Genomic DNA, 25,137 nt, shown 5'->3' with positions numbered 1-25,137 from the left:
ACAACATGCAGTGCATGTGAGGCGGTATCCGCCCGAATTGCCGCGTATCCGGGGATAACCTGCAGCCAGATTAGCGCCGAACCGGATAGAATGTTGTCAGACAACGTAACACGTAACCTGAGCAGGTTTCGGATTGGAGAAAACATGGCAGCAGCACCTACAGCGGCCCCGCAGGCGGCGCGCCCCCTCTACATTGCGATGCACGCCGCCGACAACGTCGCCATCGTCGCCAATGACGGCGGCCTGCCGGCAGGCACCACGTTCCCGTGCGGCCTGGTGCTGGCCGAAGCCGTCCCGCAAGGCCACAAGGTGGCGCTGGCCGACCTGCGCGAAGGCGACGCGGTGATCCGCTACAACGTGGTGATCGGCTACGCGCTCAAGTACCTGCCGCGCGGCAGCTGGGTCAATGAGCGCGTAATCCGCATGCCGGACGCGCCCGGGCTGGAGGACCTGCCGGTCGGCACGCGCGTGACGCCGCTGCCGCCGCTGGAGGGCTATACCTTCGAGGGCTATCGCAATGCCGACGGCTCGGTCGGCACGCGCAACATCCTGGGCATTACGACCACGGTGCAATGCGTCGAGGGCGTGGTCGAGTTCGCGGTGCGACGCATCAAGGAAGAACTGCTGCCGCAGTACCCCAACGTCGATGACGTGGTCGGCCTGGAACACACCTATGGCTGCGGCGTGGCCATCGACGCGCCCGACGCCGGCATCCCGATCCGCACCATCCGCAATATCGCGCTGAACCCCAACTTCGGCGGCGAGGTGATGATCGTCAGCCTGGGCTGCGAAAAGCTGCAGCCGGCGCGCCTGATCGGCGCCGGCACCATTCCGATCCAGAAGGCCGGCGAGCCCGACGTGGTCTGCCTGCAGGACGAGCAGCACGTGGGCTTCGCCTCGATGATCGAATCGATCATGGCCACGGCGGAAAAGCATCTCGCGCGCCTGAACGCGCGCCGGCGCGAGACCTGCCCGGCGTCGGACCTGGTGGTGGGGGTCCAGTGCGGCGGCAGCGATGCGTTCTCCGGCGTCACCGCCAACCCGGCGGTGGGTTTTGCCACCGACCTGCTGGTGCGCGCCGGCGCCACGGTGATGTTCTCCGAGGTGACCGAGGTGCGCGACGGCATCGACCAGCTCACCGCACGCGCCGCCACGCCGGAGGTGGCCGAGGCGCTGGTGCGCCAGATGGCCTGGTATGACCGCTATCTGGAGCGAGGGCAGGTCGACCGCAGCGCCAACACCACGCCGGGCAACAAGAAGGGTGGCCTGTCCAACATCGTCGAAAAGGCGATGGGCTCGATCGTCAAGTCCGGTACCGGGCCGATCCACGGCGTCAGCGGCCCGGGGGAAAAGGTCACGCAGAAAGGCCTGATCTACGCCGCCACGCCCGCCGGCGACTTTGTCTGCGGCACGCTGCAACTTGCCGCCGGCATGAACCTGCACGTGTTCACCACCGGACGCGGTACGCCATACGGCCTGGCCGAGGTGCCGGTGGTCAAGGTCTCCACCCGCAATGACCTGGCGCGGCGCTGGCACGACCTGATGGACATCAACGCCGGCCGCATCGCCACCGGCGAGGCCACCATCGAGGAAGTGGGCTGGGAGCTGTTCCACACGCTGCTGGCCGTGGCCAGCGGCAAGAAGTCATGGGCGGAGCATTGGCAGATCCGCAATGCGCTGGTGTTGTTCAATCCGGCGCCGGTGACTTGAAGGCTGGATTCATTTGGGCGATGCGTGGTGTCAGCGTAAGTAATTCGCTGGCCGATTTGACTGTATTGCTTTACTGAGTAGAATCCAGCGAATTACTTTACATTGTCGGTCAAAGCGCACAGAGCAAAGTCTCGAACGCGCATTATGGGCTCAGCGATACTCCTCCCGCATCTTGAGGAAGATTTGGGCGCGCTTGCTCGCCCAGTGCCAGCTATGGCCGGTGTGTTCTTCTACGTTGCGCAAGGTGAGAGTTTGCCCCTTGCGCAGCAGATTCCCGATTATCTGACGGCACTCCTGTTCTTGCCTAGCAGCGCCAAGGTTACGTTCTGCCACGCGAAATGCTGCATTGGCGAGATTAAGAGCTGGGATTAGGTCAGGCGCCACTTCTTTGAGCGTCTTCGGACAGTGATGAAGCTTGCGTGCCAAGTATCGCAAGCTCCTGACGCCGCCTGCATCAATCGATTTTTGAATCTCCTCCCGGATGGACTCCACGCAAGCAGAGCGGTACGGCCTCGTGTGGTGGACACTTGGACTAACGCAACGGCGGTATTCGACGCGGCCAAGCGCCATTTGAGCTAAAGACAGTTGATTGCAGAGGCAGAAACGTACAAGGCCAGGAAGGGAAGCGCGGGTTCCAGCTTGTCGAAACATTCTGTGAACTCTGCCCTTAGAGAGGTGACACGCATCAGCCGCCCGAACTAGCCAGTTTTCTCCAAGGACCGTCGGCATCGCTTCGTTACACAGTTGCAGCGCATCGGCCGGAAAAACTACACCCGATGTCCCGACTGCAATTAGTTCTCCGACGAGTTCAGCGACGGCAATCTCTTCTGCGGTAGCCTTCATGGAACGGGACTTGTCGCACAAGCAAAAGAGCCGCCCACACGTCCAGCAGTTTTCTGGCAGAGTCTTCCTAAGCGAAGGATAAATGGAATTCTCCGGCGCTCCGCACCGACGATTGCGCAATTTAATTCCGTGAATAGGACAAGCTGTTACCACATCGACATACCAAATAAGAGGTATCCATGGCTCAGCATTTCTGGTGACTGCATCCCGCAAGCATTCTCGGCAGTACCGAGCGCTCTTCGCGAGCAAATGTGTCGTAGCCAGGAACCCGGCTGAAAAATTGAGCGTACCAAGGCCTAAGTCATTTCTTCCAGTTGCGAGATTTAAGGCTGCCGCCCAAGCTTTAGAAACTAGCCCCATGGCTACCATTGCTCCACCGCGTGCGTACCATGAGGCGGTCAAAACTGGCTCTTCGTGACCTTCGGCCAGCGGCGCAAGAACACAGCTATTCAGCTTGCGGACGGGAACACAATGGGCGGAGGCAAGCCGAAAATCGTAGCTTGCCAGGGACTCTGCTTGGCTCGTTCCGTAGCCTATCGGCTCAAGGTTATAAAGAGGATACATGTCTGAAAAATATTAACATGCCAGCTTTTTCCCAATGGCGGAGATACCTTTATTCGTGCAGTAATAGTTCTTGACGCTATATTTCCGCCTGAGCTCGGCTTCCCCTGTTATTATTTGGTCGCGCATTTCTTCATCAAGAGCTGTTGCCTTTAACGCTCTACCGAACATAATGGGCGTCCATACTTCGGCCTTGCTGCGAAGCTGGTAACCCAGGAAGTTTGACAGAATTACTGAGAGTTGGCCGACTCCACCCATAGATGCATCTGCCAACTCCTCGACTGCAGCCGGAAAATTTGGGATGCTTTTGCAGGGCCAATTCGATGCGAACTTTTCTACCACTATTGTGAATTCCTTCATCTCGGCTTTGTTTTTCGTATCATATCGAAAAAAAGGGACAACCTCAGTGCGGCGAATTTGGGTCGCGTAGAGTGTTGAAAGTTCCAGTAATTCATAGCTTCCAATGAAAAGCAGCTTCACGTCTATTTGTTCGGCGAAGGATTTTGCAGTGTCCATGACATCAAGATTGTCGAACCGAAGCCGAAGAAAATAGTAGGCCTCATCAAAGATGATTACCTTTAAGGCTCTTTGGTCTGCCATGCGTTTTATTGCTTTTCGGAGGGCGCCAAGAGTTAATCGACTGTTGCTTGCGTACCGTATAACTCCATGTGAGTCGGATGGCTCGCGAATGAATTCAGCTGGAACGGCTGAGCCTTGCTCCATAATATCGCTGAATAGATTTTTCCAGGCGAATGTATGTTCGTTATTAGTTTCCACTGGGATGTACATAAACGGTTTCTTTGCGCCTGCCCCGTCTCCCCATAAATCTGCAAGGGCATCCGCTAAAGCATTTTCGGCTAGATTTGTTTTTCCGGCGCCGGTCATTCCGATAAAAAATATGAATCTAGTATTTTTATTGCGCTGGACACATTCTAGGATGTCCTGAAGGGCGACGCCAAGATTTCGATGTGAAATGGTTAGTTTATTGAACCATTCTTCACGCCTTTTTTTGCTTGCAGTAAGTATCGCGTCAAGCTCTGGGTGGATATATTCTCGGTTCCGCCTAAACATGATGTTTCCTAAATGAAATTTATTCAGTTTACAGTTTGACCATTGTTCCGGGTCGTTTATCCATCGCGAATTCGCCGTGCATGGTCACGTCAACAAAAATTGAATTTCGGCGTCTTTTCTGGCATTGGGATGTTCTCAATGGAGATTGAGACGTTTGCCAGTTGCCGGGACAGAACGACGGCTTGTTGGCCCGCGAAGCGCGACCCGCTGGTGGCGCTGTGTAGCCGGATTGAGGGCCGGTCTGGGGGCGTGTCCTTGAACATTTCAGTTACTCACACATAATTGCGAAATGCACGAAGTGTGGATTCATCGAGCAGAGGATGGGGTACGCTGAAGTCACTGTTGTCATCCGACTTCTTTGCGGATTCCGACTCCGTTGCTGCGCTCTCCACTTCTTCAGCGAAATCATCTTTCTGGCCCCACCGCAGCTCCCCGAAAGGTGAGTCAATGTTGTCCGCAGTGGTTTTTTCGAGAAATTTTGCGGCTTTGGAACTGGCAATAAACATTCCAATCTTTTTAGCCAGGTAACCCATCTCGGCTTGCTGTCTCGTCATGCGCTCATCAAACGAACCGGGTATGAACAATTCTGCCTTCTCAGTCAGAACTTTCTTGGAGCCGATATCTCTCTTGGATAGCTGATTTGCGGCTCGGGCAGCTTCTCTGTATGATTGTTGAATCTGATAATTCGTCCTGCCGCGATACGGCGCCAAGTTGCGAATAATGGCGCACTGCCAGCCAAGCTTTTCTACACATACATATAGTACGTTTGCATCCCACGGCTCTACTCGAACCTCAAGGCGAGTTCCTTTTTTGAGTTTTCTGAATGTCTCGTGCCAGTAGAATTGGCCGTAAATATATATTCCACGCCTGTTATTAACGAGTTGAAACCAATTTTCCGTATGAGGGCATGTAAGCAACATTATGTTTTCATCAAATCGTACGAGGGTGTGTTCTCGGCGACCGCTTTCCTTATATAGCCGCTTCTCCTTCTCATTAGGGCTCATGCCGAGCGCAGGATGGACCCGGTCGGCGTACTGCAAAAAGTACTCATCCAACATGAAGTAGAGCGCAGGCAGCGTCCATACGCGGCGGTCGAACGGATAGACCGCCCGCGACACCATTCTCGGGTCCACCATATTGGTCGTATTGCCCCGAAGCTGTTGAATCACTTCCTCCTGGGTTGCGCCAAGCGCTCGCTCAACGACCGCACCACCACGCGGCTGGCTGGGTGGCCGATAGCGAAGTTCGATGCCGTAGAGATAGCAGAACCAAATAAGCTCGTTAGAGTGGAATTCTTTGCCGTTATCTACGACGAGAACTGTTGGAAGGCGTTTGTGCTGACGAACGTAGTCCCGGAGTACCATAAGGACGGAAGCGGCGCTCGGCGGGTTGTACGAGACCCAAAATGCACGCCTGTGCCGGGTCGCGCCATCCACGCCGAGCGTTATGTGCGGCTTACCGAGGTCCACGCCATCAAGGTCTGTTGTGGCAAGAGGTATGGTGGTGTGGTCGATGTAGCAGACCTCATGCGGTCTTGTTCCGTGGACTGGAAACGGCTGAGCGAAGAGCGAATCCAAAGGATATTTCTGATATGCGGCTTTTTCGCCTTCTCTTCGCAAAATATCTTCTGAATCCTTGCAGTTTTTACAGAATGTTTGGTACGACCTGGGCGTAAGGGGCTCTCCAGTGCTCTTTGTATGGCATTCTATTAGCTTTGAATACACTGCATACGCTCCCCTTTTCGTCATGCGTTCAGGAGAGTTGTAGCATTTCATGGCTTCGATGAGGCATTTGTTTTCTGCCTCATTTGGGAAATGCGAGTGATGATTTCCCCGATTCGGGATGTGGTCCATTAAGGCAATCAGGCGGTCTAGCTGATTTTCCATGCCACGTACTTTGCGGGCATAACCTTCGAGTGAACTCCTGGAGAATGCGGTAAGGTCCCAAGTCTCGAGAGCCTTTAGCCGTGCTTCTGCTCGTGCCCATTGCGCGGAGCCGAAATCATGTAACATCTTCTTTGCGTTCGGTGGCACTCCGACTGCATCCGAAGAAATCTCATTAAGGTCGTTTAGGGCTAAAACCGACTCTAAGTCCAGCACTGAGATGTATCCGTCTTTGTCTCGTACATGTAGCTGGCGCTCTCCACACATGACAACTGTGTACTCAACATTTTCGTACCGAATGACGGCCCCGGAACGGAGCCGCATCAGGCCCGGCAGCGGTAAGACCGGCTGCAGCTCTTTCTGACGAGCAGCACGTACGGCGGCCGACGTAGCGGCATCCCAGCAGATAATTAAATCCGATGGGACATCGAGCCGCTCTACATGGAGGTTCACGTGAACGTATCCCCCCGCAATGGCAGCAATTACGTGGTCCGCCGTAAATCGGTGTTCCTCGATGAGTTCTGTATACGAGACATATTTCCGCTCCTGTAAGAGCTGGGTAATTTGCAGTAGTGTTTCGCTGGGAATCTCCGGCGCATCCTCTCTAAGGTAATCTTTAAGAAATCGTGCATTCGTTAGGAGTCGAGTATTCATCGACGAGTTCTTTACTATTTTGTAAGGTACGCCCATTCTTCCAAATGCCGACTCAGCGGGGATAAAATGGATTATCCCGCCTTCATCTCGGAAATACGAGTCGGGGTGGCTTAATGTTTGCGCATATAGCCGCGCATCATCTCGGACCTCATCCACATAAACGGACATTCTGGATACGACAAAAAAATCTGAGTGATAAGGGCCTGTCCCACGACGCTTGCCGTTTTTGTCGATATAGTCGACTTGTATCTCTTTGGGCTGAGGGAAATACGCAATGATGCTTTCATCGTTCTCGTACTCTATTGCTTTCGCTAATTCTCCCGCCATGCTTTCCACCAAAATAAAACGGTTCATTTTCTTGCTTGGATATCGCGACATCACGTTGCCATAATGATTCTTCGCGGTTCGTGAAGGTCCGTTGTTAATAACGTGGCGAACATACTGCCGTCCCTCCTCTGGCATATTCATCTGGCAGAGGATGTTCTCCACGTGCTTGCAGAGTTCTACATGGTCCATTTTCGTACTCACTTCGAGCTAGATTCCAGACGCGTTGTTTCGCGCGTCATACTCTTGGCAATATCTTGCCTTCCTCAAATCGCGTAGGCTCTTGAGGTTGCGGGCAAAAGTTGGGCATCTCAAAACGATTAACGTCCTGAGTTGCGAAAATAGTCGTCCATTGAGAAATATGAAGTTTCTCAAAAAGAGCTTGCAGTGGGCTTGCTTCGGGCGACGTTCTTGACGACTCGTCCTAAGCGCAGGAGGTCTAGTTAGGTGGTGTGCGGTGGGGGTTTCCTGTGTTCCATGATTACCATCTCCATGGTGAGCCGAGTTTATGCCTATCGGCGATTTATGCAAGCGTTTTTTTGCGAAACTATTTGGTACGGGGAGGGTTTTCCCGTGCTTTCGCGGAAAATATACTATGCGTCAACTTGCATTAACAAATCATAATAGCGTTAATCGAAGATAATCGGTGTGATACTGTTCATGCCGATTCTTTATGCCAGTGTCTGTGGAGCGATTGCTTCGCCGCTGCCGCCGAAATACCGTGTTTAGGGTCGACCAGAAGGACGCGCTCGGCGTATGCTGGCTGAGGCCGTGGGAGGATTCGCATCCAGTCAGTCGGATGTGTGACATGAAGAAAGAGGGCTCTGGCGCCTTCAATCGACGTAGGCCTGCTGTCGAGAGCACCGGCGAACCACCGGGCAGATGGCCCGAGGCATTGCAAGAAAGTACGTTGCTTGAGCTTGACGCCCCAATCGCACTCGTTGATAAGAACGACGTCGTTGTAGCCCTGGAGTGCTTCGGCCAAATGAGCCGACCATTGGAAGAAGCCGGCGTCCATGATGCTGCTTGCCGTCGCCTGGCGGTGCTGAGCCGGAACTCCCTTGCACGAAGGGTGGAGCACTCCGTCGCACACGAAGAATAAAACTCTCATCACGCCTGCTCCTCTCGATTCCTGTGGCCGCCACGGTTTCGCTTGATTGGGCGGTAGACCGAGCCCCCATCCAAAAGAAGGGTACGTAGCGCGTGGATTGCGGTGGCCAGGTCAGTTCGGGCTTCGATGATGACGCTGGACTCAGAGAGAATCGGCAGGACTTGGCCCCAATCTGTGTCGAGAAGAATTGGATGAGGAGGGCGACGGCGCTGAAGGTCCGCACGCAACCATTCCCGTCGAGCGCTCACGACAGGGTGGTGGTATCGGTGAAGTCTGTTGCCTGGAAGGGTTGCGCCTATGACGCTTGCGCGCGTCGCGCTTGGCAAGCAGGATAGAGCGTCCCGGTAACCCGCCTCCAGGATGTACCAACTGTGCAGGATGATTGCAGTTGGCGGAGATGTGAGCAAAAGCTCTTCGAACAGTGCTATGTTGACTGCGAAGGTTTCTGAAGCAGCGTTCCGTTTTGCAACGGCATGCGGAGGGTGAAGAATGCCCTCAGGATTGAGATAGAGAGTGGACACGAAGAGCTTGGCAAAAGAGGGCGCGCACACCGTCGTGCATCGTGGTCCGCAGGTGAACGGACCAGATACAATGCATGCGCTGCACCGTTCTTGAGTTGCCTGGCTCTGCCGGAGATGGCTTTACTTCTGCTTGGACGAGTCGGCTATTCCCTGTTTCAACGGTATACGGTTAACAGGGCAACAACATCAGCGAGGACCGCTTGAGTCATGTTGATACAGCGTGGACGCGGCTAGCGTCGCGCACCGCCCGCGGCTTGCTGGTGCGAAAAGGCGTGTCGTACGAGCAACTTGTCGACTGCCTTGCGGCCGTCTCCTTGAAGGAGTCCGTTCGCGCCGTTGAGGGTAAGGTTCAGCGCGGCTCCTTTCGTTGCAGCTTCTTCTTCCAGCTTCTGTCTGCAGTGCAAGCTGACCTTCCCGATGAATTGGTGTTGCCGAAGCGCCGTGAGTCATGGGAAGACGTGTGTTCCCGGACTTTCCTTCGCGAGCTGGAAGCTCACGGCTTGACATACACCGTCCTGGCCAAACGGTTCTTGAAGCTGGGCCTCGAGGTGAGTGCAACGCAGCTTGAGCAGCAAATCTTATCTGGCAGTTTTCCATTTACGTTGCTCCTGCAACTCTCCGCGGTAGCGCCTGTCACTATGCTTCAGCGGTTCGTTGACCAGACCGACATCGAAAAGACCGCGCAGCAGCACGTTCATGACGGATAGAGTCACGGTATGTGCTAAACCATACCGACAGACTAGGCCAAAAAACGTAGAATGCAAGGAACAGCGGTGTCTTTTCGAAAGGCGTCCCTCGCGGCAGGGACTGTCCGTCATTGGCGTGGTGCAGATGAGAGGGCAGCCCAACCTTGAAACTGTTGTCACACGGTCTACACTCGACTCACACACGCGCTGTCGCCTACAAGTAGAACTACTTCCTGGCAGCGCTCATTTCCCCTATCCGCAGCTGACAGGCCCCGATGCGTTCGGACCTTTGAACGAGTGCGGTGTCTCGACACACTGTCTCCTTAGCCATCATCAAGGCTATCTAGCGCTGCGGTTCTCCCGATGGGGGCACTATGCCTTTTTGGTCGGTTGCGCCAGTGAATGAGGAGCCCGAGATAGGGCTACGCCGTTGGCAGGTCATTGAGACTGAACGAGGTGAGCACCATTTCGTTGGCCAATCCATCGCAAGCGGCTCTGGTCGCGTGAGTTCTGCAATCACGTCTTTCGACATACAGAACCGGACCGGACAGACTCGGAGCGGACGTCGCTACACCCTAATTGGGCAGCCCGGATACGACCCGGACGGCATGCATACCTGGGGTATCTGGGCCCTCGCGAACAACGTTACGCAACAGACAAACGTGAGCTCGCAGTATCTCGCACCTGAGGATGCGGATGATGGCACGCCTACGACTTAGTAGCCGGCGGGTAGGTTCGCTTGAGTGGAGTTCTCAGTTGAGCATCAAAGGAGATTCAACATGGCGAAAGTCATCGCTCTCCTGGCTGCCAAGACAGACGAAGTTCGCGTCACACATTGGCGCCTATTGCAGACTTACCATCCGCGTTGGCACATCTTTGGCCAATTCGGACCTAATGGCGGATTCTGGGTAACGCCACCCCTCGTCTTTAAGGATGTTCGGCGGCTAGTCGCTGAGGCTGCGAATGGCAAGAGATACCGATTGATTGGCGAGCCAGGATTGGCGGCGACCGCTGCTTCCTTCGTAGAGTGTTGCGCGACCTTCGATGCGAGGCTTGCCTGTACGGTCGACGTAACAGTGGAGTTGCTGGACCTGCGCCGAAGAATGGTAGGAGACGGCAGCGTCGACTCTCCGGGTATGTGAACACTATCACCGACGCATCGTGCCAACGCATTCTCCGGAAATCGCATGATTTGCTAAGTTGTGGCGGGCCTCGCACACGGGGCCTTCGTGCCAGAGTGGTGAATCTCTGTGGGATGTGTGAGTTGCTTGAAGACCTGCCATGGCTACCCGAGCGTTCGGTGTGCTTTCTGAACTTTTGTCGCTGCCGGCTCGGGTACCTCGGGCACGGCCAAGCTGCCTCGCTAGCGCTGACCGTACCTGCTGGACCATCTTTGTCACATACTGCCCGATGTATCCCAGCAGGTACAGGTATGGATTCATCCCGTAGTCTTGCAAGAGGCCCTGGATGGATTCAAAGTCTGGCTTGTTCGTACCCGCACTCCACCAACGGGCGTCCATTTCGGGGCGCCTGATTGGGTCGCCGCATTTGAAAAAGCGGCTCGCGGTCCCTCAAAAGGCATATGGGATCTGGCGGGGGCTCATCGGAGCCCACCACACTCGCGAAATTGATGAGAAGGTCTACGGCTGTCAGGAGTGGTTCAACAGCAGTTGTCTTTACCCCAAAGAGCCAGCTCGTGCGGCGTTCTATGCGGCCTACAACGCTGCCTTCAGCCACTCAACACAGGCCGGTAGCCGCTGACATGCATCATGAGCTGTCCGTGGAAATACACACCCTTCCAAGGAGGCTCAAGCGACCGACTGGGCGTTTCGCATTGGGCAGGAGCGGGATGGCTTCGTGTATTGCCCGACCGTAGTTGCCGACGACTTCAACACCTTTGAGGTCAGATTGGACGAGCTTCTCAAGCACAAAGCAGGTCTGGCGGGAGCAGCCCTCGATGATGGAGGGTTGACGGCTATGCTGAATGGCGCCGGTAATGACGCAAGATTCAAGGAGCTCGTTGAGGAAGGTGGTGCTGGCGAGGCCATCCCGAAGCGGTACCTCACAATGGATGATTTCGACCGCATGGATGGTGAAGCATTTGAGGTTTTCTGCTGCCTCTTGTGGAACAAGCAAGGATTCCAGGCCACCGTGACGCCCAAGAGGGGTGGGGATGGAGGAATCGACGTGGTTGCTCTGAAGGGCCGAGAAGGAGAGCTGCTCCAGTGCAAGAGCTCGAAATCGGCCGAGGTTGGATGGGACGCCATCAAAGAGGTAACTGCTGGTGCTATGTGCGGCATGGTTTGCTCCTATTGGGTTGCCGGTGGATTCCGGTGCCGCAACTTTCCCTCACGCCGACGCCAGAAGCACTAGCGTGGTTTCGCCAAAACCCGTCTCCCGCTAGATAAGGAGACTCGTGGGTCCGCCTTACAACAGGTTTCACTCAGGCGTCATTCAACCTTTGCCAGACAGCGAGATGCTGGCCATGGCTCGCCGGGAGCCCCCCGTATTCCCTCGCCAGCAATCAGGCTTCTGCATCCTGAGCCGCGGACTCATCAAGAGTCGTCCAGATTGATTTCCCCCGACGCCCTGGCGGGGTCGGCAGACGGAAGTATTGACGTGTCGGGCGCCTGTCCCGTATATTTTCGCTCAGGACCGAGCCCTCGGAAGCGTTCGACTTTGACCCCTGTCGAATTGTTCGGTCCGCTTTGGGTGGCGTGGAAGGTAGTAGGGAGTTCCAACGCCTCGCGTCCCATTCGGCCCTACGGGCAACGCAACAGCTAACCGAGCGAGTCGGGTCAAGCATTTTTGACCTTGGTTCCTCCGGTCCCCGCGCATAAGCGTTGGACCGTAACTGTTGACGTCCGTATGAGGTCGAGACAATGTACTTTCAAGATTCCAGGGTTCCCACACGCGCTGCCAAGCGCTGTGAAGAACTTCTCGCCAAGCATTTCCCCAACACGGGCAACTCAATTCCGCCGAAGGATTTCACCGCCTTTGTACTGTGCGGGTTCGAATCGTGGCGCGAGATGAAAGCGTCCTGGACGGACGTTAAGGCGCCCTCAAAACTCGACGAGGACGACGAGAAGCTCTTCGTCGTGACTCGCTCACTGCAAACCACCAGGGCGCAGCAGTTCTTGGCAAAGCACGGTGTCGATGCCAGCACAGAACTCGTAGCGCGTTTCGTTCGTGATTGGCAGCCGTCGGCACGCCACCCTGACCTCGATGTCGAACGGTACTTCTCGGCAAGAGAGAAAGGTGGCACAGGCCAGGAGCGGTACTGCGAGACGTTGCTCGGCTTGTGCCAAATGAGTTCCGGCCTTCCAAACGATGAAGACCTGCGCCTCATCATTGAGAATATTCATTGGGCCCGCGAGGGATTTGCCGAACGCATCCGCCTGATGGCCGGGTTGGTCGCGAACAACATCGTAGTTCGCTCTAAGGAAGACGAGAAGGCCGAGATTGGCTTTCGTATTCTTCGTGCGGTTTCGCTTTTTAACCCTTACGCGAAGGCGCGCCTCGCCCGGCATCTGAGTGTGGGCTGGAGCCGCAAGAATCATCAGCAGGCATGGGAGCTCGTCATGGAGGCGAGCGAAGAAGATTTTGACGACGACCCTGAGGCGAGATTGATATATGCAGAACTGGGGGACGCCGCCGCAGCGACCTCGGCCAGTGTAAAAGCCTCGCCCGAACAGGTCAGCAAAGTCATTCGTATTTTGGAACGCTCCGCCGACCATGGCCATTGGAAGGCTGCCCTTTACCTGTATCACTACTACTCTAACCCTGCGGACGTTCTCGACGATGACCCGGACAAGTTCTACTCCGATAAAGTCGCGCCCGACAAGGAAAAAGCGCGACGTTACCGCCAGATGGTCGTCGAGCATCCCACCGCCGCACGCGAGCTCGATGCTGCTCTTGCAGAGGCCCGGCGAGCGCTTACCGGCGAGCCCGCCCCAGTTGTGACTCGCCCTGAGGCAAAGGTCCCCGGCAAGGGTACTAGCGATGAGGGAGGGCAATCATGACCCAGCGAACCAATATGGCGACAACGCTTTTTGAGGTTGGCTTCCAGGCTGGGCTCGACGCCGACGAGGCGCCCGACGCTTTTGACATGTCTCGCTACAAACAACACTATGTGCTCGGATTTGTCGTAGGTCGCAGCATCGTTGAGTCCGGTCAGCGTGCAAGTCGCATGGCAGGTGCAGCCATGGCAGGCGAGCTTGGCGCACGCTACTCTCTTCCGCTCGACCTCCTGCTAGTGGAACTGGAGTTCTCTCTGGAGCAAAAAGAGAAAGTCCGGAGCTCGTACGAAAAGATAACTGAAGGAGCAAAAAATGGCTGAACTATCTGGCCATGCTGAAATTCTCATCGTCGAAGCAGCAACTGGCGATGAAGAGACCATCATCCTAACAATAGATGAATTTGGCCTTGAAGAAAGCGCCACGCTCGACCAAGACGACCAGTACTACCAGGAACACGGAACCTTCGTCGCGCACTGTGAAGCGTTCGGCCACAAATTCAAGGCCATCTGGCGTGCTACTGCATTTGGCTACTGGGTGACACTCAATGAAGTGCTCATTGAAAACTACCATCCGGAAATTGCCGTATCGCTCGTGCTGAACGAACTTTGCTTCATAGGTTCGCCCGTGCGTCACGACGAGTAGGATGACGCGCGGTAGCAAGAATCCATGGGCTCCCCACAGCGTTGTGTCCAATGATTAGCTCGAAGACTCTTGTAAGAGCAGCGGACGTCAGAAGCTACGGCCATTGCTAACCCAGCGCCGTCCGGCGTTGCCCCCCCGGGGATGGCACTCTTGCCGTCCCCTTACTCTTCCAAGGCGCATTCTTCTGCCACCACTACGCTTGCCGGACGTTGAGTTGCTCAGTAGATGGAACGCATCGTCTGAGTCGACTTCTGCAATCTAGCGTCCTGCATCCCCCTGCGCCTGAATAATGCTACCTCCGGCGTTCGACGCGACCAACATACGTCCGGCTCTGGTCCAGCACAATTGCACCCAGAAAATGGACTGACGCGTCCCGCGCGGTCCTCAATGACTCGCTGAACTTTCACTATATGTATTCCCAGAGAGGCGTCCCACAGATGCTCCTGCCCGCCAGAAGGCACTGGGTTGAGCAACAGCTGCCGACCGTAGCGCCGCTGAGACCGTGTACGACTAGACCACGTCAGTCGAGAACTGAGTGAGCTCGTGCCAGACTTCATCAAACTCATGATTAGAAACCGGGTGAGCACCTATAAGCTCTTCGAGACGTGACCTAGTCACAAGCTCGACCTGGTTCGCCTCAGCCTGTGTCACCGCCGCACGCGTGAAAGCTTGATTTGTCACTGCGACCCTACGGAATTTGGTGCCCCTGAAGCGCGCTTGATAGCGAGCCTTCCAAGCCGAGCCCACGAACCCGAACTACCCGAGCAAGAATCCGGGCATGCCTTCGGGCAAGCACCGTGGGATAAGCCGAAGAACAAGTAGTGCCTACGGCTCGGCGGCTGTCCTCTGTGGCTGGAGGGCAAGTGCCGGAAGCTCATCCGCGTGAGCTTCGATGATTGCCATCTACTTTGGATACCGTTCGGCTGTCCAGGCCTCGAAGCTCGGGTAGCCGAACGGGTACTTCGGCCACGGCCAAACTACCTCGCTCGCACTGGCGGGCAGACGCCGGGCCATCTTTGACACGTACTGCCCAATGTGTCCCAGTAAGTGCAGATACCGGGTACACCAGAACTGCGAGAATAGGACTTCCTTCGGATGATTCTTCCCGTACGCTTGCAAGAGGTCCTGGACGGATTCAAAGTCAGGCTTACTTATACCGGCGCTCCACCGGTCGAGTGTCCATTGCTGGACCTTAGACTGGCTTCCCTCCCGGGATGCAAGCAGCGCGCCGATTGACTTGGCGCCCAAGCGTCGCTGCAACTCGTCAAAGAACAGACTCGACGGATTTCTTCCTGGCTGCTTTATGGACGGAATGATAGGTTGAAAAAACGAACGGTCTGTACCCTCGCGCCGACCGAGATGCCGGTCCCACGCCGCGATTGCAGCCAGAGTGCATTGCATTGCGAGCGAGACCAACAGTGGTGCGAGCTGCTGTTCCGAGGTTCCCCGTTCGAATCGCTCCCGGGCCTCCGGCCACAGAAGGTTCACCAGAATAGGATGCTCGGCGATACGCCGGCCAGCACTGACTCCGTCTCCCTTCTTTAGGTCCAGCGCCGCAGCGAACCCGACTCTTTCCGACAGCAACATGAACCAGCGATGCAGGTTGTAATCCTGCCGCTCGACGCCGAGCCCAGCGAACATGAACTCGAACCTCGTCGTATCTTCCACGCGCCTGAGGGCTTCCTTATCCCCATTGAGTGGACTCTTCATCTCCAAAGCCACTGGGTTATCGTCGAGGTGAGGGAGGAGCTCTTCCAGAACCTTTCGCATGGCCTCTTCTGAAGCTCCCTTATCTCCGAGACGCTTTAAGCGGCGAAATAGAGGTTCGAGACCTTGGGACTTGAATGCTGCCTGGGGGCTGAGGTCGGTCAGCTTCATATAGACCTCAGGGGACAAGGTGAAAAGTCAAACGAGTGGTAGCGCCTTGGGGCGGCCGTCGAAGGGGTAGAGAAAGGTAACCTCTTTGGAATCGGGATGCTTGACCATAGTCGCAGTCTGCTGTTTCGCAGCCGGGGTAGCTCAGGCGCGAGCCTTGAGTCGAATCGACGTAGGAGATAGCACCTCTACGACCATCGGGGTCATTTCGGGCAGCGCCTGAAAGCGCTGACGGAGCGCCGGTCCGCCGAAGATGCGGGGAGAACCATTGGAGTTGGCGCTGCGATTAATCGTACCCAACATGGGCTGCTGCTCTTCCCCATAATAGAGCTCCACCGTGTCGCCATCAGCCCCCAGCAGCGGAGACGATGCGATACCACCGTTGAAGAAGCCTGTCCTCCAATAGGTGGGTTGAAGCTTGAACTCGAAAGTGCCTTGTACAGGCTCCAGTATTTCGGCTGGCGCAAATCTCACCGCGTTGCCTTCCGCGGCTACACGTTCGCTCGCTTCCAGCGGTTCGTGGTCGTCCTGAATGCTCTCCCTTTTGCGACGCCCCATGGTCACGTTCCACTCCGGGTTCAACGTCCGGATGATGCTATCTTCGAGGCCGGCAGCTAGATTCAGGTGGAAGGGGCCATAATGCATCAGGCCATTGTCAGGAAGTGCGTAGACTTCGACTGCGGAGCCGGCGGCCACGAGGTCGTGAATGAGCTGTCGAACTCGAAAGTTTGTCCTTGCCGACGGTCCTCCGGAAACGTACCCGGCCATTCGCTCTCGAAGCATCTGTGTCGACTTTCCGACGTACTTGACCTCACCATCGCAAACGAATGCGTAAAGCACGTTGCGCTGAGTGCCGTGCTGTCGAATGGCTATCCGCAGTCGGCCAATTTCCAGTAGCCAGTGTCCAGCAACTTGAAATCCGATTTCCAAGAGTCTATTCATCTATGCAAGGGTCGTAAGCGTATAGATGGCCGAGTGTATCCCGACTACGACTTTCAATGAACTGTGCGGAGTTTCATGAGTATTGAAACAATCCACAGGAGAAGGCATGGCAACTTACAAGCAATTGATGGCACAGACGGAAGCCCTGGAGGCGCAGCTCGCTGAAGTGCGCTCAACTGAGGTCGCAGGCGCTATCGAGAAAATCCGGTCCCTGATGGCCGAGTTCGGGTTGACCGCGGAGGACATTGAAGGCAAGCGGCGCCGCGGCCGGCCTGCTGGAAGCGGCGTGGCCAAGGCAGCCAGGGAACCGTTGCCTCTGAAGTATCTTGACCCCAAGACCGGCAAGACCTGGTCAGGCCGTGGCCGCGCACCCGCATGGCTCGGCAAACGACCGGAGCTCTTCCTCATCGCAGAAGAAGCGTAAACAAGCCGGACTCTCTCCTACGTGACCCGGCTGCATTTACAGGCAACACTTTGCCCGTAAAGCGGCCATTTGGTGAGAGTGGGCAGAATCTTGCCGGTTATTGCTGAGGCTCCCGAGGTCAGGCACATTACGGCGGCGCTCGCCGCCATTGCTTGCAGTTCTGACTTCTAGCGAAAGTGTGCAAAGCGACCGAATATGGCGGCAATCAAACGTTCGGCTGGTCTGGTTGTGATGCGTCAATTTGACGGCCTGTGGCGCTGTCTCGTTCTGCGCGCGTATCGGAACTGGGACTTCCCGAAAGGGCAGCCCGAGCCTGGCGAAGAACTGTTGCAGACGGCACTGCGCGAGACCATGGAGGAAACGGGGCTGTCTGAGCTGGAATTGCCATGGGGCGAAGACTATCGGGAGACCGAGCCGTACTCGAAGGGAAAGGTCGTGCGCCTATATCTTGCGCTGTCGAGGCAGGGTGAGGTGAGTCTGCCGGTCAATGCCGAGCTTGGTCGGCCGGAACATCACGAGTTTCGGTGGGTGCCCCTTGATAAAGCCCAAGAGCTTCTGCCTCCGCGTTTTTGGCCGATGCTGGGCTGGGTGCAGACCGTTGTTATAAAGACTGGGTGACCAGCGTTCCCATGGCGGCCAAACAAGATGCCTCAGTTCCTGCCGGGCATGACCTCAAAGTGGATAGCAAACCTGGCCGTGGATGGCCGTGTAAGCCACGAGCGCTATCGGCTCAGCGTTTACGCAATTGTTGCGGCAACATCTTGTCGAGCTCTTCATCGGAAAAGTAGAGCTCCTCACTGTTTTTTAAGGCATTTTGGGCCGCTTCATATGCCTTGCTGCTGGTGCGGGGGGCTTCACTATAGATTCGGCTCAACTCATCGTTGATGTCGTCACGGACCGCGCGGATTTCGCTGGCACCTCGTCCATCTTTTAGGTCGACTAACAAGGAGAGTAAACGCTCGCGAATACTCCAAAGCGCTACCGCCGCGTCCGAATGCCTCCGGGCGCGCTCAATCAAGTTCGCTTCCTTGAAATAGAGCGTTATCCCCAGCATCACTGTCGAGCAGAGGGCGCCGACAATGGTTCCGGCCTTCGAGTCACCAAACAACGCGAGGAGCAAGGCCGTCGTGGTAGCCGCTGAAAGGGCAATCTCAAACACCTTCAGGATGCCGTACTTGCGAGTACACTGGTCAGCCATTTTTTCATGGGTCTTATGTGTGTATGCGGCACGCCCATACATCTCGCGCAATTGACCATCGAGAGTGTCGGCGCCCTCGCGAGGTGCCGTGTGCTGTTCAGGCCGGGAAGGCGTTTCCATAAATCTCCCTATATTTTTGGCGTGCGGACCAATTGTAGCTGTCTAGCTGGTACCTAATGGCTTCCAACGCGCGGAGTTCAGCCGAACGTGCCTTCGACTGGAAGGGCAGGCCTCGGAACACAAATGAGCCGCTACCAGGTGCTTGCCAATACAACTGGGTCGTCGGGATGTTTGCCAGGAAGTGAAAGAAGTCCCTAGTCAAATAGTCGAAGTAGACATAGGAGGCTTGTCGGTACTGCCAGCCCGCGATGAATTGGTAGGCTAGGGTGTCGATGAGCATGCCACTCATGTCGACATTGTTGTGGTCCCGCCATGCTCGTGCCATGCGACAAAGCTCGACCAGATTGCCATTGCATTCGGCGTTGCGCTGGCCGAAGGCCGACATTTCCTGCTTAGGTTTGCAGGACTTCCATGAGCCCCCGCCATTGGCGTCGGCGAACGTGTAGCCGCCAGCGGTGTTTAGGAAGGCAGGCAGAATCTCGAATCGGACCCCATCTGTGAATGAAATCACGACGACCTGGCCGTCTCCAGCCATGTCAGACACTTTGTAAGTCTTGCGGATGGAGTTTTTTACCGCTGCCAGTAGTGCCGACTGGCCATTGCCGGCGTAGTTGTTGAAGCGGGTGTAGATGTGGGCCGGCAATTCGTACAGCAGGTCAACGTCGCTCACGGAGGGAATTGCAGTATTCCGACCATACGACCCAACGTAGAACCTGTTGGCCGAACTGCCAGTCACGAGTGAGCGGAAATCGGTCTCAAGCTGATTCACAATCCGAGCTGCTCGGTAGGCGATGTTTCCGCGTTTCTCCCGAGATATTCGCAGCCCTGTGCAGAACTGCGAGAACCAATCCCCCTCGCCCATTTTCTCGTCCTTTTGGCAACGATTGCCGGTAACTTCTTGTTCTCAAAGCAACCGCCAGGGAAAGCCCACACCCGACTAAAATTTAGGGCGCATGCGGGTGTGGGGAGCGCCCTCCATGCAAGCTAGGGCCTCGCCGCGATGAGCCTCAGCGCTTGCTTGGGTTTCAGGCCATACATCAGAGCAAGTTCGTCGAGATGTAAATCCAAGGTCTGCTCAAGGTCATCATCGGTGTACCCGAGATTGTCCGTGAGGTTGCTTAGCAGTGCACCCATGACAGAGGAGCGCTCGACAGGGAAATCGACCGCAGACGGCTCTTGTGTGCGGAATCCTCTCGCGGACATTTGTCGCCAAAGCCACTGGGCTTTACCGGCATCAATTCTGCCGAGCGTCGTTGCACGAACTATGAGCGCCGCCATGGAAACCTTCCAAGTCGGCTTCATGTACATCGCACGGTCGAGCGTCAGTCCTGTGAGGTGAGGGCCGATGTCTTCGGCCGGCATCAACAATTCAGACGCGAATTCGTCCGCCTCGTCTTCCATGTTTCCGGTGGGATAACGATGCATAACCAGATGGCCAATTTCATGCGCAAGGGAAAAGCGCAGGCGGTCCGCGGGTCGGGCTTCGTTGAGGAAGACAAGAGGTGGTAGTCCAGCGACTCGATAACTTACCCCGTCAATGCCGGCATCCGGCATAGTGCAATAGACAACAATGACGCCGGCGCGCTCAGCATACTCCGTGAGGTCCGGCACCGGTCCAGACGGCATGTACCAGGCGCGTCGAACCCGTTTGGCTACATCCTGAGCACTGCCGACCTCTTCAACGTCATACTCCGGGAAAGGGAGTTCGGCGTCCAAATCGACGCTGTTCAACAGAGTTCGAATGTGCCCCATCCGAACGTTCAGTTCCGCTACTAGCTTTTCAATCGGGCCACGACCTACCGATGCCTTCTTTCTAAACAGAGGATGCGTACTAAGCGGAGCGCCGTAGAGCCGGTCCTTCCGGCAAAAGAAGGAAGGTAGGCAATTGAGGGCCTCAGCCAAACGCTGAAGCACATCCTCCGTTACAGGCCGCAGGCCTTGTTCAATCTTTGAAAGGGTTCCTTGAGCTATGCCTGCTCGTTCTGCCAGTTCCGCCTGACTCAGGTCCAGCATGCGTCGCCGGAGATTGACTAAGTCAGGTCGAAAGGCCTCCGCCAGCGGCTGCGTCCCGACGTGTTCCATTTTCGTTTTCCCCATTTTTCTTTGGCTTAACTACGCGGTCCGCGACAGACCCGCCACCACCGCTGCCCGGGGGAACCGGTGCAAACGGAATAATCATCTGTCCATCGTCGAAGTCTCCCAGAGCATCGATGGACCATACAACCGCCTTCTTGTGTCGCTGGACGACAACTACTCGCTCCAGCTCCGTTTCATCTTCTGATAGCACGTACAGCAGTTCGCACCGTGCGATGCCTCCAAAGAGGTCACGATTTTGGTCATGGAAGGCTTCGTTAGCTTTCGTTTTGACGTTGCGCGACAGGAGGGCGGCTGTTCCCTTCTTGAGACGCACAAACAATCGATTGCCAACCAGGAGGCCTTTCCACTGGCCCTTTTCATCGAACCGCACTTCGCCATCGCCATCAAACATCACCTTCGCCTCGGCGACAGCGTCGTTCCATATGACGTTCGCGCGCACCCGTTTGTCTTGCATGCGCGCCGCGACTGGATTCTTCAGCCAAGACTCCCAAGCTCGACGATAGATGCTGTCAAACTTGACCAGATGTGGTGCTACAAGGGCTCGTGCTTCTTGTTCGTCGATAGTCGGCATGGGCAACACCCAGAAGTGGCGTGGACGAAGCATAGCACGAACTACAAAAATGACGTAAAAATATTCCGAAATTATTCCGATGTAGCTATTGTGTCACATCACGGGTTCCCAGATGGTGTCGCATTGCCTAGGATGCTGTATGAATATACAGTATAGGCGCTGAAGGGCAAGGGAAGCCTAGGCTAGCCATCCTTGAAGTAGCTCTTTCCCTCCCACGTTACTTAAAAGGCACTATGATTTGCAGTCTTTTAGTAGTGCTCGGTCTGGGGCCATCAGCAACCATCGCGGCAGCACTCAACACCTAGCTAAGGAAAGCGGAGAGGGTAATGAGTTGGGGAGTCAAGGAGACTGTCGACCACCTGCAGCAACTGCTTACGCCGGGGCTGATTGGCAATTACCAAACCATCGAAGTGACGGAAATCCTCGGATTTCAGCCAGGTGGTCAGCCGACAAACGTGTTGAGTTTGCTTGTCGCGGAGCCTGGTTCGTTGGACGAGGCAACCTCAAGCAAACCATTGTTCCTCAACAAGAAGCCCCTCGTGTTGCCGTCGACAGATTGGAAGTTCGGTGTGTCTAGGTCGCGGATAGCCCCTGCACGATTAATCGAGGCGCTGCAGCACTTGGCCGAGACCGGCGAATGGAAGATTGGCTCGCACCCGCTGCAAGTCGCAAAACTGACGCCAGTTGCACCCCAGTTCGTTCCCTCAGACGAGTTTCAGCCTCATCCGTGGAACGGCGTTCTTAAAAACAACTTCTTTAACGGTTCGCACGTTCTGGAATTGTTTGACAGAAGCAAGGAGACGTTGCGCTTTTTGTTCGATAGACCGGAACTCCTCAAGGCGCTTGCGGAAGTCATCCGTCCTTGTGTGCCCATGGGAATTGACGGGCTCTCCGACCGATTGGGAAACATACTTATTCAGTTCCCCGTGACCGCAATGGTCACGAAATTTGGTGCTCCGGAAAATGGAAAACTTCCGTTGGAACACATATGGCATCCATCTCACTCTGGACGTCCTTTGAGAATTTCGTGGGAAATATATGAGGATGCCACGGTAGAAGACTATTCCTCAGCACCAACGAGCCCTGATGTCGCAGCTCTCGTGCCAATTCACTCGAAGAGAATGGGAGCACGCTATGTTGCATGGGATGACGACAATAAAATCGTCGTAGGCGCTTCGGCCGAAACAGCGTACTTCGGTGGTAGCGTTACTGTGACAAGCCACGGCCTCGCAGAGAGCGTCGAGCGCGAGTTTTACAGGCTCGATGCATCCGGGCGTTCCCAAGAGCGCGTCTCCATACTGTTGCAACCAAAGCCCGTCCCACAGACTACACAGAAGGTGCATCCGAACGTCCGAGAGCCCTGGCGTTCGAGGCGCTTATTTCGAGAGAGCTTACATAGCTTGCAGAGCCGTAAGGAGTTCATACAGTATCGCGGAGCAGCCGCTGGCGAAAAGAACTCGGCTCTTGAAGATGTCCACTGGTTGATTAACAGACACGGCAAAGGCGGGGTATGGATTTGGGACCCATACCTAGACGCGAAAGATGTACTGAATACGCTATTCTTCTGCCAGTGGCCGGAAGCGGAGCTACGAGCACTAAGCGCCGGCTCTATGCACCGCGATGTAACTTCGCGCAACGCACCAGCGACCAACCCGCCAAGTATCTCGCGCCGGTGTCTAGCGATGTTTATGCGCTTGGTAGGCTCGCGTTCCACCGCTAAGCCTGCAGTGCCTCCGGTCTCGTGGCGCGAGCGTCAAGAGGGCTTGTTAGAGCAGACAAAAGGAAACTGTAAAGGTCTGAATCTCGAGTTTCGAGTTCGGTCAGGAAGTGCTGGCTGGCCATTCCACGACAGGTTCTTAATATTTCCCGGCGCCGAAGGTGGGGCCATCGCCTGGTCCCTCGGAACTTCAATCAACAGCCTGGGGCAGCAGCACCATATCTTGCAAAAGGTGTCGGACGGAGAACTAATCCGAGAGGCGTTCTTAGAGTTGTGGGAAGCGCTCGACGCACCCTCGCATCTTGTGTGGAAGACAGCATGAGCACCGACGAAGACCGCTCGCAGGTTTTCCTTCGTGGCAATGAAGATGGGCCCTCGCGGCTCCCAGGCGCAGTTGCGCAGATGTTGGCTCGCCTTTCCGAAGGTGCGGTAGTGATTTCGTCCGCTGAGCTGGAGGCCCTCGGATGGGCAGTCGCGGACGAATGTCTTGGCGAGCCTCAGAACATTGCTTCTGCGAACCTCCAACTTGAGGAAGCCATTCGTGGGCTCCTAAGGGCTTTGGGAAGTTGGAAGCGTCATTATGCAGGCTCCCTCTCGGAACTGAATGTTCTGCTGACTGCGGTCAACGCTCTCGATATGCGCTCCACGGGCCTGAAAAGTGTTGCGTCTTCGTTTGCGAATTCCGCCCTGGAAGACGGGCTGGCTGCGCTTTTAGATGGCTTGGACGTTGGTCCGATGCGTGGCCTTGACCGACATCTCCCAAATGTACGAGAGGAACTGAAAACTGAAGCATTGAAAGGAAGCTACAAGCGTCTCCACCAAATTGCTTCGCATCTTATGCCCGAGCCGCCGCCGGGAGGATGGGCAGCAATCATTCTGCTGTGGAAGCTTGACCCGGATAAGCTTGCGCTGGTATTGAGTAAAAAAGACGATGTCTTCTTTTCTCTGTTTGTTCGGCTTGTCTTGAGGGAGGATACGGCCGATTTGGCGCTCCGAACTTCTCTTCTGACGTTCAAGTTTATAGCTGTCGACCAACTAGAGGGCGAATACCGGGGAGGTCGAGACTCGAACGAGTTGCGACCAGTTCTAGAGCGCCTCTTGGCCCAAGTGGCGCAGACAAAGGACTGGTCTGCTTGGATGAAAGAACTTTTTGCGTCGCCAGACGAAAAGTCGCTGCTGAACCAAGTCCTGCCTTTGGTGTTGGCAAGGCTTGATGAGCCTCACTGGCAGGCAGTCGTTGATGCTGTGCACCTACGCGGCATGAAACGAAGTGCGAGGGCAGTAGCTGAGGTAATGGCGACTTTTTCCAATGAGGTGGCTGCCATCAAAGCGAATAAACTGTGGGCCATGTTTTTTGACCGCTGGAACGAATGGGACTATGGGCGAGGCGAGGAGTATAGCCATCTGTTTGCTCCTGCAGTTTGTGCGTTCGATTACCCGGTCACCAGGTACTATTCGCAAATGGCGGCTGGAGCTCTTGCTGCCGAAGAGGCAGCGCTCGCAACGGCAGTCGAGGGTATCGAAAGACAGTGGTTCGCTTCCTTTACGGACCTGGTCACCGAGCGAAATCGGCTGCTCTCTCGACTTCGTCTAGTAAGGCACGGCAGAGAGCTGTCAAAAGGAGCGAGCGAGCTTCTTCCTCCGCTACCAATGCCGTCGGACACTTATAGTCAGGTGCGTTACCGATACTACGATTCGCAGTACTAAATAGAGCGGACTTCAGAAGCCCTGGCCCCGCCATAGCTCCACTACCCAGCATAACTGGAGGCCATCACGTGATAGATACAAGCTCCTTGATGACCATGTTTGGCATCATTGCGGCTGTTTGGGCGGTCGTGCCCGCGACCGCCAGGCTGACATTTCGGCTCAGCTTCTCTCGATGCTGGCTCGTGAGGCTACGGACGCTGGGGTAGACCACATGTTACAAATGGAGACTGGGGACTTCGAAGAAGTCATCCAAAATGCCTTTGCGGAGTGAGTCCTGATTCGATTTTCTCTTTCATGAATAGACGCTCTCCTTCTGGCACGCGAAGGGGGGCGATTAAATGACAGGCCATCATTTCAATTCAGCCAGAAGAGTTGGCCAATCTGCAATGCTACCTTGGCTGCGTCTCGCACGACGGGGTCCGGGCAAACGTGCTACACGGGACCTCGTGGAGGTACGTACA

General features: G+C 55.7%; 21 protein-coding genes and 1 pseudogene. 11 read left to right on the top strand and 11 right to left on the bottom strand.

All coding sequences use genetic code 11. The annotated features are described in order from the left end of the window. Positions 1 to 144: 144 nt before the first annotated feature. On the top strand, positions 145 to 1,710 hold the full coding sequence (gene garD, locus CBM2588_RS26950; RefSeq protein WP_115683319.1) for a galactarate dehydratase: 1,566 nt from the start codon (positions 145 to 147) through the stop codon (positions 1,708 to 1,710). A gap of 150 nt (positions 1,711 to 1,860) precedes the next feature. On the opposite strand, the gene CBM2588_RS31150 is transcribed toward garD, so the two are convergent. From CBM2588_RS31150 to CBM2588_RS26930, 5 genes and pseudogenes are all read right to left on the bottom strand, one after another. After that, positions 1,861 to 2,553, bottom strand: a complete 693-nt coding sequence (locus tag CBM2588_RS31150; RefSeq protein ID WP_231942290.1) for a hypothetical protein — start codon at positions 2,551 to 2,553, stop codon at positions 1,861 to 1,863. A 129-nt stretch (positions 2,554 to 2,682) separates the two neighbouring features. Further along, positions 2,683 to 3,117: pseudogene (locus tag CBM2588_RS31580) on the bottom strand (TniQ family protein); the annotation flags it as partial. Between the two features lie 12 nt (positions 3,118 to 3,129). Next, entirely contained in the window at positions 3,130 to 4,185 is a 1,056-nt protein-coding gene (locus CBM2588_RS26940) for an ATP-binding protein (RefSeq protein ID WP_115683316.1), read from the bottom strand. 272 nt (positions 4,186 to 4,457) lie between these two features. Further along, positions 4,458 to 7,238 carry an integrase catalytic domain-containing protein gene (locus CBM2588_RS26935; RefSeq protein ID WP_115683315.1) on the bottom strand — a complete coding sequence of 927 codons (2,781 nt, stop codon included), beginning with the start codon at positions 7,236 to 7,238 and terminating at the stop codon, positions 4,458 to 4,460. A gap of 466 nt (positions 7,239 to 7,704) precedes the next feature. Beyond that, complete coding sequence (locus CBM2588_RS26930; RefSeq protein ID WP_147298449.1) at positions 7,705 to 8,064, bottom strand: hypothetical protein; 360 nt, start codon at positions 8,062 to 8,064, stop codon at positions 7,705 to 7,707. 814 nt (positions 8,065 to 8,878) lie between these two features. Between CBM2588_RS26930 and CBM2588_RS26925 the strand changes: the two genes are divergently transcribed. From CBM2588_RS26925 to CBM2588_RS26900, 6 genes are all read left to right on the top strand, one after another. Then, positions 8,879 to 9,385 carry a DUF6471 domain-containing protein gene (locus CBM2588_RS26925; RefSeq protein ID WP_147298448.1) on the top strand — a complete coding sequence of 169 codons (507 nt, stop codon included), beginning with the start codon at positions 8,879 to 8,881 and terminating at the stop codon, positions 9,383 to 9,385. Positions 9,386 to 10,143: 758 nt separating this feature from the next. Further along, positions 10,144 to 10,506 carry a hypothetical protein gene (locus CBM2588_RS26920; protein WP_147298447.1) on the top strand — a complete coding sequence of 121 codons (363 nt, stop codon included), beginning with the start codon at positions 10,144 to 10,146 and terminating at the stop codon, positions 10,504 to 10,506. A gap of 715 nt (positions 10,507 to 11,221) precedes the next feature. Then, positions 11,222 to 11,737, top strand: a complete 516-nt coding sequence (locus tag CBM2588_RS26915; protein ID WP_231942289.1) for a restriction endonuclease — start codon at positions 11,222 to 11,224, stop codon at positions 11,735 to 11,737. A gap of 509 nt (positions 11,738 to 12,246) precedes the next feature. Then, positions 12,247 to 13,386: a hypothetical protein gene (locus tag CBM2588_RS26910; RefSeq protein WP_115683311.1), complete on the top strand. Its 1,140-nt coding sequence runs from the start codon at positions 12,247 to 12,249 to the stop codon at positions 13,384 to 13,386. Next, positions 13,383 to 13,703, top strand: coding sequence for a DUF2623 family protein (locus tag CBM2588_RS26905; RefSeq protein ID WP_115683310.1), 321 nt, complete (start codon positions 13,383 to 13,385; stop codon positions 13,701 to 13,703). The genes CBM2588_RS26910 and CBM2588_RS26905 overlap by 4 nt, the downstream gene beginning before the upstream one ends. Further along, positions 13,696 to 14,025 carry a hypothetical protein gene (locus tag CBM2588_RS26900; RefSeq protein WP_115683309.1) on the top strand — a complete coding sequence of 110 codons (330 nt, stop codon included), beginning with the start codon at positions 13,696 to 13,698 and terminating at the stop codon, positions 14,023 to 14,025. Before CBM2588_RS26905 ends, CBM2588_RS26900 begins: the two co-directional genes overlap by 8 nt. 903 nt (positions 14,026 to 14,928) lie before the next feature. On the opposite strand, the gene CBM2588_RS26895 is transcribed toward CBM2588_RS26900, so the two are convergent. Together CBM2588_RS26895 and CBM2588_RS26890 are read right to left on the bottom strand one after the other, a co-directional pair. Further along, positions 14,929 to 15,903 carry a hypothetical protein gene (locus CBM2588_RS26895; protein WP_147298446.1) on the bottom strand — a complete coding sequence of 325 codons (975 nt, stop codon included), beginning with the start codon at positions 15,901 to 15,903 and terminating at the stop codon, positions 14,929 to 14,931. 141 nt (positions 15,904 to 16,044) lie between these two features. Continuing rightward, the gene (locus CBM2588_RS26890; RefSeq protein ID WP_197717975.1) at positions 16,045 to 16,842 is read right to left on the bottom strand and encodes a GIY-YIG nuclease family protein; all 798 of its coding nucleotides are present in this window, start codon (positions 16,840 to 16,842) and stop codon (positions 16,045 to 16,047) included. Positions 16,843 to 16,948: 106 nt separating this feature from the next. Here CBM2588_RS26890 and CBM2588_RS26885 point away from each other — a divergent pair, with 106 nt between their 5' ends. After that, positions 16,949 to 17,266 carry an H-NS histone family protein gene (locus CBM2588_RS26885; protein ID WP_115683305.1) on the top strand — a complete coding sequence of 106 codons (318 nt, stop codon included), beginning with the start codon at positions 16,949 to 16,951 and terminating at the stop codon, positions 17,264 to 17,266. 195 nt (positions 17,267 to 17,461) lie between these two features. Continuing rightward, entirely contained in the window at positions 17,462 to 17,884 is a 423-nt protein-coding gene (locus CBM2588_RS26880; RefSeq protein WP_115683304.1) for an NUDIX domain-containing protein, read from the top strand. A gap of 112 nt (positions 17,885 to 17,996) precedes the next feature. On the opposite strand, the gene CBM2588_RS26875 is transcribed toward CBM2588_RS26880, so the two are convergent. The 4 genes from CBM2588_RS26875 to CBM2588_RS26860 form a co-directional block, all read right to left on the bottom strand. Next, on the bottom strand, positions 17,997 to 18,584 hold the full coding sequence (locus CBM2588_RS26875) for an SLATT domain-containing protein (RefSeq protein WP_115683302.1): 588 nt from the start codon (positions 18,582 to 18,584) through the stop codon (positions 17,997 to 17,999). After that, entirely contained in the window at positions 18,562 to 19,446 is an 885-nt protein-coding gene (locus CBM2588_RS26870; protein ID WP_115683301.1) for an SMODS domain-containing nucleotidyltransferase, read from the bottom strand. Before CBM2588_RS26870 ends, CBM2588_RS26875 begins: the two co-directional genes overlap by 23 nt. A gap of 122 nt (positions 19,447 to 19,568) precedes the next feature. Further along, positions 19,569 to 20,597, bottom strand: coding sequence for a helix-turn-helix domain-containing protein (locus tag CBM2588_RS26865; RefSeq protein WP_172583673.1), 1,029 nt, complete (start codon positions 20,595 to 20,597; stop codon positions 19,569 to 19,571). 22 nt (positions 20,598 to 20,619) lie between these two features. Then, positions 20,620 to 21,252 (bottom strand): hypothetical protein, encoded by a 633-nt coding sequence (locus tag CBM2588_RS26860; RefSeq protein WP_147298445.1) that lies wholly within the window; start codon positions 21,250 to 21,252, stop codon positions 20,620 to 20,622. Between the two features lie 326 nt (positions 21,253 to 21,578). Here CBM2588_RS26860 and CBM2588_RS26855 point away from each other — a divergent pair, with 326 nt between their 5' ends. Then, positions 21,579 to 23,291, top strand: coding sequence for a VPA1262 family N-terminal domain-containing protein (locus CBM2588_RS26855; protein ID WP_115683299.1), 1,713 nt, complete (start codon positions 21,579 to 21,581; stop codon positions 23,289 to 23,291). Next, entirely contained in the window at positions 23,288 to 24,676 is a 1,389-nt protein-coding gene (locus CBM2588_RS26850; protein ID WP_147298444.1) for a hypothetical protein, read from the top strand. The genes CBM2588_RS26855 and CBM2588_RS26850 overlap by 4 nt, the downstream gene beginning before the upstream one ends. The last annotated feature ends 461 nt before the right edge of the window (positions 24,677 to 25,137 follow it).

This window comes from Cupriavidus taiwanensis (assembly GCF_900250075.1).
Classification (GTDB): Bacteria; Pseudomonadota; Gammaproteobacteria; order Burkholderiales; family Burkholderiaceae; genus Cupriavidus; species Cupriavidus taiwanensis_C.
Note: the sequence above shows the minus strand (reverse complement) of the source record. Positions and strands in the feature narration are given on the sequence as shown.

Coding starts and splice junctions, on each gene's coding strand:
- CBM2588_RS31150 (WP_231942290.1), bottom strand. CDS start 2,553: ATGAAGGCTACCGCAGAAGAGATTGCCGTCGCTGAACTCGTCGGAGAA.
- CBM2588_RS26885 (WP_115683305.1), top strand. CDS start 16,949: ATGGCAACTTACAAGCAATTGATGGCACAGACGGAAGCCCTGGAGGCG.
- CBM2588_RS26905 (WP_115683310.1), top strand. CDS start 13,383: ATGACCCAGCGAACCAATATGGCGACAACGCTTTTTGAGGTTGGCTTC.
- CBM2588_RS26850 (WP_147298444.1), top strand. CDS start 23,288: ATGAGCACCGACGAAGACCGCTCGCAGGTTTTCCTTCGTGGCAATGAA.
- garD (WP_115683319.1), top strand. CDS start 145: ATGGCAGCAGCACCTACAGCGGCCCCGCAGGCGGCGCGCCCCCTCTAC.
- CBM2588_RS26875 (WP_115683302.1), bottom strand. CDS start 18,584: ATGGAAACGCCTTCCCGGCCTGAACAGCACACGGCACCTCGCGAGGGC.
- CBM2588_RS26930 (WP_147298449.1), bottom strand. CDS start 8,064: ATGGACGCCGGCTTCTTCCAATGGTCGGCTCATTTGGCCGAAGCACTC.
- CBM2588_RS26895 (WP_147298446.1), bottom strand. CDS start 15,903: ATGAAGCTGACCGACCTCAGCCCCCAGGCAGCATTCAAGTCCCAAGGT.
- CBM2588_RS26900 (WP_115683309.1), top strand. CDS start 13,696: ATGGCTGAACTATCTGGCCATGCTGAAATTCTCATCGTCGAAGCAGCA.
- CBM2588_RS26910 (WP_115683311.1), top strand. CDS start 12,247: ATGTACTTTCAAGATTCCAGGGTTCCCACACGCGCTGCCAAGCGCTGT.
- CBM2588_RS26920 (WP_147298447.1), top strand. CDS start 10,144: ATGGCGAAAGTCATCGCTCTCCTGGCTGCCAAGACAGACGAAGTTCGC.
- CBM2588_RS26880 (WP_115683304.1), top strand. CDS start 17,462: ATGGCGGCAATCAAACGTTCGGCTGGTCTGGTTGTGATGCGTCAATTT.
- CBM2588_RS26855 (WP_115683299.1), top strand. CDS start 21,579: ATGAGTTGGGGAGTCAAGGAGACTGTCGACCACCTGCAGCAACTGCTT.
- CBM2588_RS26940 (WP_115683316.1), bottom strand. CDS start 4,185: ATGTTTAGGCGGAACCGAGAATATATCCACCCAGAGCTTGACGCGATA.
- CBM2588_RS26860 (WP_147298445.1), bottom strand. CDS start 21,252: ATGCCGACTATCGACGAACAAGAAGCACGAGCCCTTGTAGCACCACAT.
- CBM2588_RS26890 (WP_197717975.1), bottom strand. CDS start 16,842: ATGAATAGACTCTTGGAAATCGGATTTCAAGTTGCTGGACACTGGCTA.
- CBM2588_RS26865 (WP_172583673.1), bottom strand. CDS start 20,597: ATGCTGGACCTGAGTCAGGCGGAACTGGCAGAACGAGCAGGCATAGCT.
- CBM2588_RS26935 (WP_115683315.1), bottom strand. CDS start 7,238: ATGGACCATGTAGAACTCTGCAAGCACGTGGAGAACATCCTCTGCCAG.
- CBM2588_RS26870 (WP_115683301.1), bottom strand. CDS start 19,446: ATGGGCGAGGGGGATTGGTTCTCGCAGTTCTGCACAGGGCTGCGAATA.